Genomic DNA, 15,341 nt, shown 5'->3' on the forward strand with positions numbered 1-15,341 from the left:
TGGATTTTATTGCTATTATTATGAAAAGAAAATGAAGTGTTTTCTATAATCATGCGCCCATAGCTCAGTCGGATAGAGCGGTGGTTTCCGGTACCACGTCTGCCGGGGGTTCGAATCCCTCTGGGCGCGTCAAAAAGTCCTAACTTACGTTTTGTAGGTTAGGACTTTTTTTTATTCCCCTCTTGTTATATCTAGTAATAAGATTTACTATTATTACTTGGTAATAATTCAACAACTTATTATTTTCTTTCAATATTATTCAAATTTCGGTTGTAAGTTGTAAATCTCATTAATACATATAAATTAATAATATTTTGGAATGGGTGTCTGTGATAGCATTCTCCTTTTACCAAACTTATTGTACAATAGAAACGAGGGGGAGATTAGTTTGAAGGCAAGTCTTTTACAAGAACAAAGCTTACGTTTGGCAATGACACAAGAGTTAAGGCAAGCGATTACAATGCTCCAGTATAATGTACAAGAATTATCGGAGTTTTTGTATGAGCAATCGTTAGAGAATCCCCTTATTGAGTTAGGTGGTTTTGAGAGGGAGAAGAAAAAGAGCTCTAACAACAGTAAAAGTACCAGCAAACAAGTCGAGAATCAGATGGAAATCTACAGTGTGGATTCTACAACGATTCAGCAACATTTATTAAATCAAATACAGTATTATAAAATAGATGAAGAAGAGCGAAAAATAGCTTCTTTCATTATTATGAACATGGATGGAAATGGGTATTTACAAGAAACGAATGAAGAGTTAGCAGATTTCCTTTCCGCACCGCTTCATGTAGTCGACCGCTCTGTAGAGCTTGTCCAATCACTCGAGCCAGCAGGGGTAGGGGCGCGTAATATTCAGGAATGTCTAACTTTACAATTGAAGCGCTTACAAAGACGGGATGGATTAGCAGAAGAGGTTATAGAGGATCACTTCGCTTATTTCGTGAAGAAGGATTGGCGAAAGCTTGTTCAAGTATTGAAGTGTAGTAATGAGGAATTGCAATCGGCGGTGAATTGTATTACGTCCTTGCAGCCGAAACCAGGTCTTGCGTTTTCTTCTGATAAACCACTTTATATTGTGCCTGATATGGCTGTAAAAAAAGATGGTGATCGCCTCGTTTTACAAATGAACGAGAGAAATATGCCGAGAATTGAAATTCATTCTGAGTATAGTGCGCTTCTGAACGATAGTGAAAGTGAAGTAGCATCTTACGTATCAGAAAAGTATCAGCATGTGCAGTGGATTATGCGAAGTTTAAAACAGAGAAAACAAACGCTTCTTCAAGTGATGACTATTATTATGGAAAAACAACGTGATTTTTTCTGGGAAGGTCCGGCTTATTTAAAGCCACTTGCTTTAAAAGAGGTAGCAGAAGAGTTAAGTGTGCATGAATCTACAATTAGTCGTGCAACGCGAAATAAATATGTGCAAACACCACACGGTTTATTTGAGATGAAATCGTTCTTTAGTAATGCTGTTTCGACTACGGAAGATGAAGCAGTTTCTACAAAGCGTGTAAAACAATTTATTCAAACGCTTGTTGAGGCGGAGGACAAGAAAAAGCCACTTTCAGATCAAAAGATTTCAAAATTATTAGAAGAAGAGCATGAAATCGTTATTTCTCGAAGAACAGTGGCGAAGTATAGAGAACAAATGCACATTCCAGCGTCGTCATTACGAAAAACGATCGGATAGGTGAAGAAAATGAAAGTTGTACTGTATACAAAAAAAGATTGTGGCCTTTGCGTGAAGGCAAAACAAGTTTTACAGGAAGTACAATGTGAATATTCTTTTCAAATCGAGGAAATAGATATATATGAAGATAATGACCTTTTAGAAAAATATCACCTAATGATTCCGGTTGTAGAAATAGACGGAAAACAAGTAGAATATGGTAACATTCACAAAGGTGTCATAATAAACTATATAAAGAATGCAGTTAAGAGTTGAATAAGTTTCTATCTCCTGTTACAATAATACACGTAGCAGGGATTATTTTTTTAACCTATGTGGGACACAAAATGTCACTACGGGACGTAAAGTGACCACGAGGAAAAATGAACCAATGTAGTGAGGAGAAAAGATATGCGCTCATGGATTCAGAACACAAAAAAATTATTACCTGATCTGCTACCTGTTATGCAAACGAGAATGCAAATTCTTCAATACATTAGGCTCATGCAGCCGATTGGAAGAAGAAACTTGTCAGCAAGTCTCGGTATGACAGAACGAGTATTGCGAAGTGAAGTTCAAGTTTTGAAAGAACAAAACTTAGTTCACGTCGCTTCTTCTGGAATGACTTTGACAGAAGAAGGAACAGCTTTAGTTCTTGCTTTGGAAGACTTTATGAAAGAAATTTCCGGGTTAAAGGTTTTAGAAAAGCAACTTAAGGAAACATTAGACTTGGATGAAGTTTTCGTTGTCCCTGGTGATAGTGATGAATCACCTTGGGTCAAACTGGAGATGGGCCGTGCTTGTGTGACTTGTATAAAAGACCGTCTGACAGCGAATAATATCGTTGCTGTGGCTGGAGGAACTACGCTAGCTGCTGCTGCGGACATGATGCAGCTTGATTGCAAAGATTTACATATGCTATTTGTCCCAGCACGTGGTGGAATTGGAGAGGGCGTCGAATTAGAAGCCAATACCATTTGTGCCAAGATGGCACAAAATACGATGAGTAATTATCGCTTATTGTATGTTCCAGACCATGTTAGTAGCGAAGCATATGCGTCTATTGTGACAGAGCCTTCCGTGAAAGAAGTTCTTGAGTTGATTCGATCTTCCAATATCGTCATTCATGGAATAGGTGATGCGTTAACAATGGCACGTCGCAGAAATACTTCAGAAGCAGATTGGTTAAAGATTCAAGCAAGCGAAGCAGTTGGCGAAGCTTTCGGTTACTACTTTAATGAACAAGGAAATGTTGTTCATAAAGTAAGAACAGTTGGTATGCAACTTGAGGATTTACAACATGTATCTCACGTTGTGGCAGTTGCTGGAGGTTCTTCAAAGGCAAAGGCAATACAGGCTGTAATTAAACAAGGGCACACTTCAATTCTAATTACAGATGAAGGTGCAGCAAAACAGTTAACAAAGGGTATTACCCTTTAATATAATCCCCCAAGGAGGAAATTCAAATGACTAAAATTGGTATTAATGGATTTGGACGTATCGGACGTAACGTATTCCGCGCAGCTCTTAACAACTCTGAGGTAGAAGTAGTAGCAATCAACGACTTAACAGATGCTAAAACATTAGCTCACCTTTTAAAATATGACACAGTTCACGGAACTTTAAATGCAGAAGTATCTGCTAACGAAAACAGCATCGTTGTTAACGGTAAAGAAATTAAAGTTATCGCTGAGCGTGACCCAGCTCAATTACCATGGAGCGACTACGGAGTAGAAGTAGTAGTAGAATCTACTGGCCGTTTCACTAAAAAATCAGACGCTGAAAAACACTTAGGTGGATCAGTTAAGAAAGTTATCATCTCAGCTCCAGCTTCTGACGAAGATATCACTGTAGTTATGGGTGTTAACCACGAACAATACGATGCAGCTAACCACAACGTAGTATCTAACGCTTCTTGTACTACAAACTGTCTAGCTCCATTCGCTAAAGTATTAAACGAAAAATTCGGCGTAAAACGCGGAATGATGACAACAATTCACTCTTACACTAACGACCAACAAATCTTAGACTTACCACACAAAGATTTACGTCGTGCTCGTGCAGCAGCTGAAAACATGATCCCAACATCTACTGGTGCAGCTAAAGCTGTAGCATTAGTATTACCAGAACTTAAAGGTAAATTAAACGGTGGCGCTGTACGTGTTCCAACTGCTAACGTTTCTCTAGTTGACCTAGTTGTTGAACTTGACAAAGAAGTAACAGTTGAAGAAGTAAATGCAGCATTCAAAGCAGCAGCTGAAGGCGAATTAAAAGGTATCCTTGGATACAGCGAAGAGCCATTAGTATCTATCGACTATAACGGATGTACAGCTTCTTCTACAATCGATGCATTATCTACAATGGTAATGGAAGGTAACATGGTTAAAGTACTTTCTTGGTACGATAACGAAACTGGTTACTCTAACCGCGTAGTAGACTTAGCAGCTTACATGACTTCTAAAGGTCTTTAATTCTTAATTATATAAGCTATCAATGACAAAACGAGGGAGAGGGTTTGTTCCCTCTCTCTCTTCTTTCGTTTTAAAAGCAAATGTGTTAAGCTTTTGAGTGGGTTTTGTCAATCCTAACTAGTAGTCGGAGGGAAATCCAATGAACAAAAAATCAATTCGTGACGTAGATTTAAAAGGTAAGCGTGTATTTTGCCGCGTTGATTTCAACGTACCTATGAAAGAAGGCAAAATTACAGATGAAACTCGTATCCGTGCAGCTCTTCCTACAATTCAATATTTAGTAGAGCAAGGTGCGAAAGTTATTTTAGCAAGTCACTTAGGCCGTCCAAAAGGTCAAGTAGTAGAAGAAATGCGTTTAACTCCAGTAGCAGCACGTTTAGGCGAGCTTCTTGGTAAAGACGTTAAAAAAGCAGACGAAGCATTCGGACCAGTTGCACAAGAAATGGTTGCAGCAATGAACGAAGGCGACGTATTAGTTCTTGAAAACGTACGTTTCTATGCGGGCGAAGAAAAGAACGATGCAGAACTTGCGAAAGAATTTGCAGCACTTGCTGATATCTTCGTAAACGATGCATTCGGTGCAGCTCACCGTGCTCACGCTTCTACAGCAGGTATCGCAGACTACCTACCAGCAGTATCTGGCTTATTAATGGAAAAAGAGTTAGATGTATTAGGTAAAGCACTTTCTAACCCAGAACGTCCATTCACAGCTATCATCGGTGGTGCGAAAGTAAAAGATAAAATCGGTGTAATTCGTCATCTATTAGACAAAGTAGATAACTTAATCATCGGTGGCGGACTTGCTTACACATTCGTTAAAGCTTTAGGTCATGAAATTGGTCTATCTCTATGTGAAGACGACAAGATCGAACTAGCTAAAGAATTTATGCAACTTGCAAAAGAAAAAGGCGTAAACTTCTACATGCCAGTTGATGTTGTAATCACAGAGGAATTCTCTGAAACTGCAACAACTCAAATCGTTGGTATCGACTCTATTCCTTCTACATGGGAAGGCGTGGACATCGGTCCTAAAACACGTGAAATTTATGCAGATGTAATTAAAAATTCTAAGCTTGTTGTATGGAATGGACCAATGGGTGTATTCGAAATGACTCCATTCGCAGAAGGTACAAAAGCAGTAGGACAAGCATTAGCAGATGCAGAAGATACATACTCTGTTATCGGCGGTGGTGACTCTGCAGCAGCTGTTGAAAAATTCGGTATGGCTGATAAAATGAGCCACATTTCTACTGGCGGCGGTGCGTCATTAGAATTCATGGAAGGTAAAGAGCTTCCAGGTGTAGTTTGTCTTAACGACAAATAAGTAGCAGCCAAAGAAAAAGGACGGTGCAAAGCATGCGTAAACCAATTATCGCAGGTAACTGGAAAATGAATAAAACTCTATCTGAAGCAGTTAGCTTCGTAGAGGAAGTTAAAGGTCAAATCCCAGCAGCTTCAGCTGTTGATGCAGTAGTTTGCTCTCCAGCTCTATTCTTAGAGCGCTTAGTAGCAGCGACTGAAGGAACTGACTTACAAGTAGGTGCACAAAACATGCACTTCGAAAAAAATGGTGCATTCACTGGCGAAATTAGCCCGGTAGCACTTAGTGACTTAAAAGTAGGCTACGTAGTACTTGGCCACTCTGAGCGTCGTGAAATGTTTGCTGAAACAGACGAGTCAGTAAACAAAAAGACTCTTGCAGCATTTGAACATGGTTTAACACCAATCGTATGTTGTGGTGAGACTTTAGAAGAGCGCGAAAGCGGAAAAACATTTGATCTAGTAGCAGGTCAAGTGACAAAAGCACTTGCAGGTTTAACAGAAGAGCAAGTTAAAGCAACTGTTATCGCATATGAGCCAATCTGGGCTATCGGTACAGGTAAATCTTCTTCTTCTGCAGATGCAAACGAAGTATGTGCGCACATCCGTAAAGTTGTTGCAGAAGCTGTTTCTCCAGAAGCTGCAGAAGCTGTTCGTATTCAATACGGCGGTAGCGTAAAACCAGAAAACATTAAAGAGTATATGGCACAATCTGACATCGACGGCGCTTTAGTTGGCGGTGCTAGCTTAGAGCCTGCTTCGTTCTTAGGTCTTCTGGGGGCGGTAAAATGAGAAAGCCAACAGCTTTAATCATTCTTGATGGTTTCGGACTACGTGAAGAAACTCACGGGAATGCTGTAGCACAAGCTAAGAAACCTAATTTTGATGGTTACTGGAACAAGTTCCCTCACACAACGCTTACAGCTTGTGGTGAGGAAGTGGGTCTTCCAGAAGGTCAAATGGGTAACTCTGAGGTTGGTCACTTAAATATTGGTGCTGGCCGCATAGTATATCAAAGCTTAACACGCGTAAACGTTGCAATTCGTGAAGGTGAGTTCGATCAGAACGAAACTTTCCAAAATGCAATTAAAAGCGTAAAAGAAAAAGGTACTGCTCTTCATTTATTCGGTTTACTTTCTGACGGTGGTGTGCACAGTCACATGAACCATATGTTTGCTCTTCTTCGCTTAGCAGCAAAAGAAGGCGTGGAGAAAGTTTATATCCATGCATTCTTAGATGGCCGCGATGTTGGACCACAAACAGCAAAAGGTTATATCGATGCAACAAATGAAGTAATTAAAGAAACAGGAGTAGGACAATTCGCGACTATCTCTGGTCGTTATTACTCCATGGACCGTGACAAGCGTTGGGATCGCGTAGAAAAATGTTACAGTGCTATGGTAAATGGTGAAGGCCCTACTTATAAATCAGCAGAAGAGTGTGTAGAAGACTCTTATGCAAATGGTATCTACGATGAATTCGTATTGCCGTCTGTAATTGTTAACGAAGACAACACGCCAGTTGCAACAATCAATGATGATGATGCAGTTATCTTCTATAACTTCCGTCCAGACCGTGCAATTCAAATTGCTCGTGTATTTACAAACGAAGACTTCCGTGAGTTCGATCGTGGTGAAAAAGTACCTCACATTCCTGAATTCGTTTGTATGACACATTTCAGTGAAACTGTAAATGGTTACGTGGCATTTAAGCCAATGAACCTTGATAACACATTAGGTGAAGTTGTTGCGCAAGCGGGATTAAAGCAACTTCGCATCGCGGAAACTGAAAAGTATCCGCACGTTACATTCTTCTTTAGCGGTGGTCGTGAGGCTGAATTCCCAGGAGAAGAGCGTATTTTAATTAACTCACCGAAGGTTGCAACGTATGACTTGAAACCTGAAATGAGCATTTACGAAGTAACGGACGCTTTAGTAAATGAAATCGAAAATGATAAACATGATGTTATCATTCTTAACTTTGCGAACTGTGATATGGTTGGCCATTCTGGGATGATGGAACCAACAATTAAAGCAGTAGAAGCAACCGACGAATGTTTAGGAAAAGTTGTAGAAGCGATTCTTGCAAAAGATGGTGTAGCACTTATTACTGCTGACCATGGTAATGCTGATCAGGAGTTAACTGCTGATGGCGAGCCAATGACTGCTCATACAACTAACCCGGTTCCTTTCATCGTTACAAAAAATGACGTAGAGCTTCGTGAAGGTGGTATTTTAGGAGATATCGCCCCAACAATGCTTACACTTTTAAATGTGGAACAACCGAAAGAAATGACAGGTAAAACAATTATTAAATAATTTGCTTATATAAAAAGGAGAGAATTTATTATGTCAACAATTATTGATGTTTATGCTCGCGAAGTCCTTGACTCTCGTGGTAACCCAACTGTAGAAGTAGAAGTTTACACAGAAAGCGGCGCTTTCGGACGCGCTATCGTACCAAGTGGTGCATCTACTGGTGAGCACGAAGCAGTAGAATTACGTGACGGTGACAAATCTCGTTACCTTGGTAAAGGTGTTCTAAATGCAGTAAACAACGTTAACGAAGCAATCGCTCCAGAAATCGTTGGTTTCGACGTAACTGACCAAGCTGGTATCGACCGTGCTATGATCGAATTAGATGGCACTCCAAACAAAGGTAAACTAGGCGCTAACGCTATCCTTGGTGTATCTATGGCAGTAGCTCACGCAGCAGCTGACTTCGTAGGTCTTCCATTATACCGTTACCTTGGTGGATTCAATGCAAAACAATTACCAACTCCAATGATGAACATCATCAACGGTGGTTCTCACGCTGATAACAACGTAGACTTCCAAGAGTTCATGATCTTACCAGTTGGTGCTCCAACATTCAAAGAATCAATCCGTATGGGTGCTGAAGTATTCCATGCACTTAAAGCTGTATTACATGACAAAGGTCTTAACACTGCAGTAGGTGACGAAGGTGGATTTGCTCCAAACCTTGGTTCTAACCGTGAAGCATTAGAAGTAATCATCGAAGCTATCGAAAAAGCTGGTTACAAAGCTGGCGAGAACGTATTCTTAGGAATGGACGTTGCTTCTTCTGAGTTCTACAACAAAGAAACTGGTAAATATGACCTTGCAGGCGAAGGCCGTACTGGCTTAACTTCTGCAGAAATGGTTGATTTCTACGAAGAGCTTTGCAAAGACTTCCCAATCATCTCTATCGAAGATGGTTTAGACGAAAACGACTGGGATGGTCACAAATTATTAACTGAGCGTATCGGTGATAAAGTACAATTAGTTGGTGACGACTTATTCGTAACTAACACGCAAAAACTTGCTGAAGGTATCGAAAAAGGTATCTCTAACTCAATCTTAATTAAAGTTAACCAAATCGGTACTTTAACTGAGACTTTCGAAGCTATCGAAATGGCTAAACGTGCTGGTTACACAGCAGTTGTATCTCACCGTTCTGGTGAAACTGAAGATGCTACAATCGCTGACATCGCAGTTGCAACTAACGCTGGCCAAATCAAAACTGGTTCTATGAGCCGTACTGACCGTATTGCTAAGTACAACCAATTATTACGCATCGAAGACGAACTAGGCGAAATCGCTGTTTACGATGGTATCAAATCTTTCTACAACATCAAACGATAATTGTAGAAAATAACGACAGACCGTGAGAAATCACGGTCTGTTTTTTTATGCTAAAACTCTTCACCCGTCATAAGTGACATGAAATGTTTAAAGAAACGGTTATAATCAAAATCAATTGCGATTTGATGACTCGGCCAATCAGTAAATGCTTTCGATTCTCTTAAAGAGCGGAATTCTCCAATGCTTGCCCCTTGTGCATAGGATTCCGTCATGACAACGATAGGTGATTTATGATATGTAAACATAGAGTTATCAAGTAAGGCGAGTATTGGCATTGTGTCATGAAAGGGGCTTCCTTTTAAATCTGGCAGGGCATTTTTATAATATCCATAGTAATAATGATCGAATAACGGTTTGACAAGTGGGGCCTTTCCCTTTGCCTCAATGTATTCAGCCATTTCTGGTGTAATGACGGAATATTGAGTGACGTTTAACGGGTATATATACATGTTAGTTGTGGATTGAAGGACTATATTAGCGGCAGTAGGATCGCCATAAAAGTTTGCTTCGGAAATAGGTGTAACATTACCAGGGTGTAAAAAGGCACCGCCCATTACGTAGTAAGATTTAATTTGCTTCATTAGCTGTTTACATAGGATGAATAAAATTGCGAGGGAGGTAAGTCTTCCTAAACTTACAATGATTAATTCATCTTTATACTGTTCAATAAGAGGGATAACTTCAAAAAAATTCTCCATCTCTCCGTTAGTCACATTCTCCTTTGGAATAATCGAACCTAGTCCTTGTTTCCCGTGTACATCCGTAAAGAAAGCAGGAGGGGTACCAGTAAGCGGTTGTTCTGAACCACCAAATACTTTAATATTTCTATTTTTTGTTTCGTGCTTAAGAAAATGAGCATTTTGTACGGCCATTTCTTTTGGAACATTGCCGTAATCAGCAACAATGCCGATGATTTCTATTTCATCGATAAAGAAGGCTAAGAGGAGGGCCATCGCATCATCAATCCCAGGATCACAAAAAATAAGAACTTTTTTGGACATATGTTCACCACCTATCTTATTTATGTATATGTAAGCTTACGGATAAAAAGATTATTTTATTGAAATAACAACCTTATAAATTCAGAAAATAAAAACTTTTTATATTAGGTCAAGGTTTTTGACTTAATTTCCACGCGGAAATCCAGTCATATCAAGGTTGTAAGCGTCTAACATAGGCTGTTTTTGCTGTCAAGTTGATAAATTGCAGCTTTTTACAATTTATACTATGATAAAGATATTAAGAGAAGATCGTATAAACATGAGGGATGATGAACATGAAATTTACAAAGATTCTTGTCCAAATTGCTGCTCTTTACGTTTTCTATATGGTTGGAACTTGGGTACAAGAAATGTTAAATATTCCGATTCCAGGAAGTTTGATTGGGATGTTCCTCTTACTTGTTTTACTTAGCCTAAAAGTTCTTCCAGTGAAATGGTTCGATTTAGGAGCAGAAACACTCGTTGCTATTATGCCGTTTTTATTAATTCCGCCAACGCTTGGCCTAATGAATTACGGTGCTTTTTTTATGAGTAAAGGAATTTCTCTTTTCATTACAATTGTAGCGAGCACATTTTTAATTATTATTGTCGCAGGACATACGGGACAATATCTTGCGAATAGAAAGGAAAGAGAGTCGCGATGAGCCAAATATTAATCGGAATCGGTTGGGTTCTTTTTACGGTGCTATTATACCAATTATCTAAAAAAATCTATAAATTATTTCCAACACCATTCACCATTCCAATGCTTGTAGCAACAGGATTGATGGCTTTCTTATTTATCATGCTTGATATACCATATCAACATTATATGGAAAGTGGTGGCGGTTGGATTGCAAAACTACTGGGACCCGGTGTTGTAGCATTTGCAATTCCTCTTTATAAACAACGTCACGTTCTTCAAAAGTATGTTGTACCGATTGCTGGTGGCGTATTAGTAGGTACAACAGTAGCAATCGCGAGTGATTTTGCTATTGCATCACTTATGGGAACAGATAAAAGCTTAATTTTATCTTCTTTACCAAAATCAGTGACAATGCCAGTTGCAATGAGTGTTTCAGAACAAGTTGGTGGTGTACCGTCATTAACAGCAGCTTTCGTTGTTATCGCAGGTATAACTGGAACGATTACCGGCCCACTTTTATTAAAATGGAGCCGCGTTACAAACTCAGTTGGTAAAGGTATCGGATTTGGCTGTGCTTCTCATATTATGGGTGTAATGAGAGCGATGAAAAATAATGAACATGAAGGTGTTATTGGATCGGTAACAATGACATTAACAGCAATTTTGACATGTTTGCTTGGACCTTTATTTGCAATGATGTTCATGTAATAGAAGAAAAGCGAGAGCAACCTTATAGCTCTCGCTTTTCTATAGAATTTATGCTACAGTTACAATAACTGAATCTTTGTAGGAGGTACGCCAAGTGCATACGTTATTATCCGTTTTACTTATTATTGTATCGATTTTAATGATTGTTATGGTACTTATGCAGTCTAGTAATAGCTCAGGCCTTTCAGGTGCAATTTCAGGCGGTGCAGAGCAATTATTTGGTAAGCAAAAAGCACGTGGAATTGAAGCGGTATTAAACCGTATTACAATTGTTTTAGCTGTTCTATTCTTTGTATTAACAATTGCTGTTACGTACTTAAATTTATAGAATTGAAAGAAGAAGCGTTAGTAAGATGTACTAATGGTTCTTCTTTTTTTGTTTTGCCATTTGAAAGATGTTTCTAATTAGATTATAGAAATATAAATATGGTACACTAGATATAGAAAGAAAACGACTAGATTACAGAAGAGAAAGAGGAGAAGTACATGATGAAATTAGCATCTCCGAAACCATTTACATTTGAGGGTGGAGACCGCGCTGTTTTATTACTACATGGTTTCACAGGAAACTCAGCTGATGTACGTATGTTAGGGCGTTTCTTAGAAAAGAAAGGCTACACTTGTCATGCGCCAATTTATAAAGGGCACGGTGTACCACCAGAAGAGCTTGTTCATACAGGTCCTGAAGATTGGTGGCAAGATGTAACGGAGGCATACCAGCTTTTAAAAGATAAAGGTTTTGAGAAAATTGCTGTCGTTGGATTATCACTTGGCGGCGTATTTTCTTTAAAATTAGGTTATACAGTACCGGTATTAGGTGTAGTACCAATGTGTGCACCGATGTATATTAAGAGTGAAGAAACGATGTATCAAGGTATATTGGCATATGCCCGCGAATATAAAAAGCGTGAGCAAAAAACACCAGAGCAAATTGAACAAGAAATGTTGGAATTCCAACAGACACCGATGAATACATTAAAAGCATTACAACAATTAATTGCTGACGTACGTAACAATGTGGACATGATTTATGCACCGACATTTGTTGTACAAGCACGTCATGATGAAATGATTAATACAGATAGTGCGAATATTATTTATAACGGTGTAGAATCAACGTTAAAAGACATTAAATGGTATGAAGACTCTACGCATGTCATTACACTTGATAAAGAGCGTGACGAGCTACATGAGGATGTATATAACTTCTTGGAGCAACTAGATTGGTAAGATCTAGTTGCCTCTTTTTTTCATAAGGAATTTTTTGTGAAAACTGTAAAAATCATAAGGGGAGTATTGAAGTTTCGCTTTATACATCCCCTATCTTTCGGATACACTAAATAATATAAGGTTTTAAAGGAGGTATTTTTGCTTGGAAGAAATCATACAAGAACATATTGATAAGTTGTTATTATTTATGAGAGAAGAAGCGTATAAACCATTAACAATACAAGAGTTAGAAGAGGCATTTGGAATTGAAAGTTCTGAGGGCTTTAAAGATTTTGTAAAGGCACTTGTAATGATGGAAGAAAAGGGACTTGTTATTCGTACTCGTAGCAACCGTTACGGTCTTCCTGAAAAGATGAATTTAGTACGTGGTAAGTTAATTGGACATGCACGTGGCTTTGCATTCGTTGTACCAGACGAAAAGAAAACAGGAGATGATGATCTTTTCATCCCGCCTACAGAGTTAAACGGTGCACTTCATGGCGATACAGTATTAGCACGACTTAGTTCCCAATCGAGCGGTTCGCGTCAAGAAGGTTCAATTGTACGTATTTTAGAGCGTGGAACGAAAGAATTAGTTGGTACATATACAGAATCGAAAAACTTCGGGTTTGTTATACCTGACAATAAACGCTGGACAAGTGACATTTTCGTATTGAAAAGCGCATCAATGGGCGCTGTAGAAGGTCATAAAGTAGTTGTGAAAATTACGAGCTATCCAGAGAATCGTTTAAGTGCAGAAGGTGAAGTTATTCAAATTCTAGGTCATAAAAATGATCCAGGAGTAGATATTTTATCTGTCATCCATAAACATCATTTACCTTTAGCATTCCCTGAAGAAGTGATGGAGCACGCAAACAGTGTACCAGAAACGATTTCAGAAGAAGATTTAAAAGATCGTCGTGACCTGCGTGACCAAATGATCGTAACGATTGACGGTGCAGACGCGAAAGATTTAGATGACGCTGTTACAGTAACGAAGCTTGAGAACGGTAACTACAAGCTTGGCGTTCATATTGCGGATGTAAGTCATTACGTTCAAGAAGGTTCTCCAATTGATGTAGAAGCAGCGGAAAGAGCGACGAGTGTATATCTTGTTGACCGTGTAATTCCGATGATTCCGCATCGTCTATCTAACGGTATTTGTTCATTAAATCCGAAAGTAGACCGTCTGACATTATCTTGTGAAATGGAAATCAACAACTTAGGTGACGTTGTAAAGCATGAGATTTTCCAAAGTGTAATTAAAACGACAGAGCGTATGACGTATGCTGACGTAAGAAGCATTTTAGAAGATGAGGACGAAGAGTTAATCAAACGTTATGAGCCGCTTGTACCGATGTTTAAAGAGATGGGTCAATTAGCACAAATCCTACGTGAAAAACGTATGCGCCGCGGTGCAATCGACTTTGACTTTAAAGAAGCGAAAGTATTAGTAGATGAAGAAGGAAAACCGACAGATGTTGTTATGCGTGATCGTTCTGTATCAGAAAAACTAATCGAAGAATTTATGCTTGTTGCGAACGAAACAGTAGCAGAGCACTTCCACTGGATGAACGTACCATTCATGTACCGTGTCCATGAAGATCCGAAAGAGGATAAGCTGGAACGTTTCTTCGAGTTTGTAACGAACTTCGGATATGCAGTAAAAGGACGTGCGAATGAAATACATCCTCGTGCGCTGCAACAAATTCTTGAAATGGTTCAAGGACAGCCTGAAGAAGTAGTTATTTCAACAGTAATGCTTCGTTCAATGAAGCAAGCGCGTTACGATGCGGATAGCTTAGGACATTTCGGTTTATCAACTGAGTTCTACACACATTTCACATCACCAATTCGTCGTTACCCAGATACAATCGTTCATAGATTAATTCGTGAATATATCATTAACGGTAAAGTCGACAACGAAACACAAGCCAAATGGCGTGAAAAGTTACCTGAGATTGCAGAGCATTCTTCTAATATGGAACGCCGTGCTGTTGAAGCTGAGCGTGAAACAGACGAAATGAAAAAAGCAGAGTATATGGTTGATAAGATCGGCGAAGAGTATGACGGTATGATTAGCTCTGTAACAAACTTTGGTTTATTCGTAGAGCTTCCAAATACGATTGAAGGTCTTGTACATGTTAGCTACTTAACGGATGATTACTACCGTTATGACGAGCAGCATTTCGCAATGATTGGAGAACGTACAGGTAATGTATTCCGCATCGGAGACGAAATTACAATTCGAGTTATTAACGTAAACAAAGACGAGCGTGCAATCGACTTTGAAATCGTTGGCATGAAAGGTACGCCTCGTCGTAAGTTCAAAGATCGCCCAGTCGTTATCGAGCAGCCAAGAACAGGTAGAAAGAAACGCGGTGGACGTAGCGAGCGTAGTAATGAGCGCGGCGGAGAACGTGGCACAGGTAGAAAATTTGATCGTGGTGGCAAAGGTAAAGGTACAGGTACAGGCAAGGGAAGAGGATCTGCATCCGCATCCACATCCACTAGCCAGCCAGGTAAAAAAGATAGTAACGGCAAGAAGAAAAAAGCATTCTTCGAAAACGTACCAGGATTCAAGAAGAAAAAGAAAAAGCGTAAGTAAGAAAAGGATGGCTTCGCTTTGATAAAAAGCGAGGCTTTTTCTTTTTTTATTGGTGGCTGGAGAGCGAGCCACTTTCGCTT

General features: G+C 39.3%; 14 protein-coding genes and 1 tRNA gene. 14 read left to right on the top strand and 1 reads right to left on the bottom strand.

What is annotated here, in order from left to right:
* Positions 1–53 precede the first annotated feature (53 nt).
* From KI369_RS20800 to eno, 9 genes are all read left to right on the top strand, one after another.
* A tRNA-Arg gene (locus KI369_RS20800) sits at positions 54–129 on the top strand.
* 259 nt (positions 130–388) lie between these two features.
* Positions 389–1,696 carry an RNA polymerase factor sigma-54 gene (gene rpoN, locus KI369_RS20805; RefSeq protein WP_212957240.1) on the top strand — a complete coding sequence of 436 codons (1,308 nt, stop codon included), beginning with the start codon at positions 389–391 and terminating at the stop codon, positions 1,694–1,696.
* Between the two features lie 9 nt (positions 1,697–1,705).
* Positions 1,706–1,951, top strand: a complete 246-nt coding sequence (locus tag KI369_RS20810) for a glutaredoxin family protein (protein WP_000869729.1) — start codon at positions 1,706–1,708, stop codon at positions 1,949–1,951.
* Between the two features lie 135 nt (positions 1,952–2,086).
* Complete coding sequence (gene cggR / locus KI369_RS20815; protein WP_001258183.1) at positions 2,087–3,115, top strand: gapA transcriptional regulator CggR; 1,029 nt, start codon at positions 2,087–2,089, stop codon at positions 3,113–3,115.
* Positions 3,116–3,141: 26 nt separating this feature from the next.
* Complete coding sequence (gene gap / locus KI369_RS20820; RefSeq protein ID WP_000161236.1) at positions 3,142–4,146, top strand: type I glyceraldehyde-3-phosphate dehydrogenase; 1,005 nt, start codon at positions 3,142–3,144, stop codon at positions 4,144–4,146.
* Between the two features lie 139 nt (positions 4,147–4,285).
* Positions 4,286–5,470 (top strand): phosphoglycerate kinase, encoded by a 1,185-nt coding sequence (locus KI369_RS20825; RefSeq protein WP_212957241.1) that lies wholly within the window; start codon positions 4,286–4,288, stop codon positions 5,468–5,470.
* A gap of 32 nt (positions 5,471–5,502) precedes the next feature.
* A complete protein-coding gene (gene tpiA, locus KI369_RS20830; protein ID WP_001231042.1) occupies positions 5,503–6,258 on the top strand; it encodes a triose-phosphate isomerase in 756 nt (251 codons plus the stop codon).
* Complete coding sequence (gpmI, locus tag KI369_RS20835; protein ID WP_061666152.1) at positions 6,255–7,784, top strand: 2,3-bisphosphoglycerate-independent phosphoglycerate mutase; 1,530 nt, start codon at positions 6,255–6,257, stop codon at positions 7,782–7,784. The genes tpiA and gpmI overlap by 4 nt, the downstream gene beginning before the upstream one ends.
* Positions 7,785–7,814: 30 nt before the next feature.
* Positions 7,815–9,110: a phosphopyruvate hydratase gene (gene eno / locus KI369_RS20840; protein ID WP_000103948.1), complete on the top strand. Its 1,296-nt coding sequence runs from the start codon at positions 7,815–7,817 to the stop codon at positions 9,108–9,110.
* Positions 9,111–9,160: 50 nt separating this feature from the next.
* Here the strand turns inward: eno and KI369_RS20845 are convergent, their stop codons facing one another.
* Complete coding sequence (locus tag KI369_RS20845; protein ID WP_212957242.1) at positions 9,161–10,111, bottom strand: nucleoside hydrolase; 951 nt, start codon at positions 10,109–10,111, stop codon at positions 9,161–9,163.
* 275 nt (positions 10,112–10,386) lie between these two features.
* Here KI369_RS20845 and KI369_RS20850 point away from each other — a divergent pair, with 275 nt between their 5' ends.
* The 5 genes from KI369_RS20850 to rnr all read left to right on the top strand — a co-directional run bounded on the left by KI369_RS20850 (position 10,387) and on the right by rnr (position 15,261).
* Positions 10,387–10,755 (top strand): CidA/LrgA family holin-like protein, encoded by a 369-nt coding sequence (locus tag KI369_RS20850; protein ID WP_000673220.1) that lies wholly within the window; start codon positions 10,387–10,389, stop codon positions 10,753–10,755.
* The gene (locus KI369_RS20855) at positions 10,752–11,444 is read left to right on the top strand and encodes an LrgB family protein (RefSeq protein WP_000078299.1); all 693 of its coding nucleotides are present in this window, start codon (positions 10,752–10,754) and stop codon (positions 11,442–11,444) included. Before KI369_RS20850 ends, KI369_RS20855 begins: the two co-directional genes overlap by 4 nt.
* Positions 11,445–11,538: 94 nt before the next feature.
* Positions 11,539–11,772 carry a preprotein translocase subunit SecG gene (gene secG, locus KI369_RS20860; RefSeq protein ID WP_000557263.1) on the top strand — a complete coding sequence of 78 codons (234 nt, stop codon included), beginning with the start codon at positions 11,539–11,541 and terminating at the stop codon, positions 11,770–11,772.
* Positions 11,773–11,933: 161 nt separating this feature from the next.
* The gene (estA, locus tag KI369_RS20865; protein WP_212957243.1) at positions 11,934–12,674 is read left to right on the top strand and encodes an alpha/beta hydrolase; all 741 of its coding nucleotides are present in this window, start codon (positions 11,934–11,936) and stop codon (positions 12,672–12,674) included.
* Between the two features lie 142 nt (positions 12,675–12,816).
* Positions 12,817–15,261, top strand: a complete 2,445-nt coding sequence (gene rnr, locus KI369_RS20870; RefSeq protein ID WP_212957244.1) for a ribonuclease R — start codon at positions 12,817–12,819, stop codon at positions 15,259–15,261.
* The last annotated feature ends 80 nt before the right edge of the window (positions 15,262–15,341 follow it).

Origin of the sequence: Bacillus sanguinis (genome assembly GCF_018332475.1) — a bacterium.
In the GTDB taxonomy this organism is placed as follows: Bacteria; Bacillota; Bacilli; order Bacillales; family Bacillaceae_G; genus Bacillus_A; species Bacillus_A sanguinis.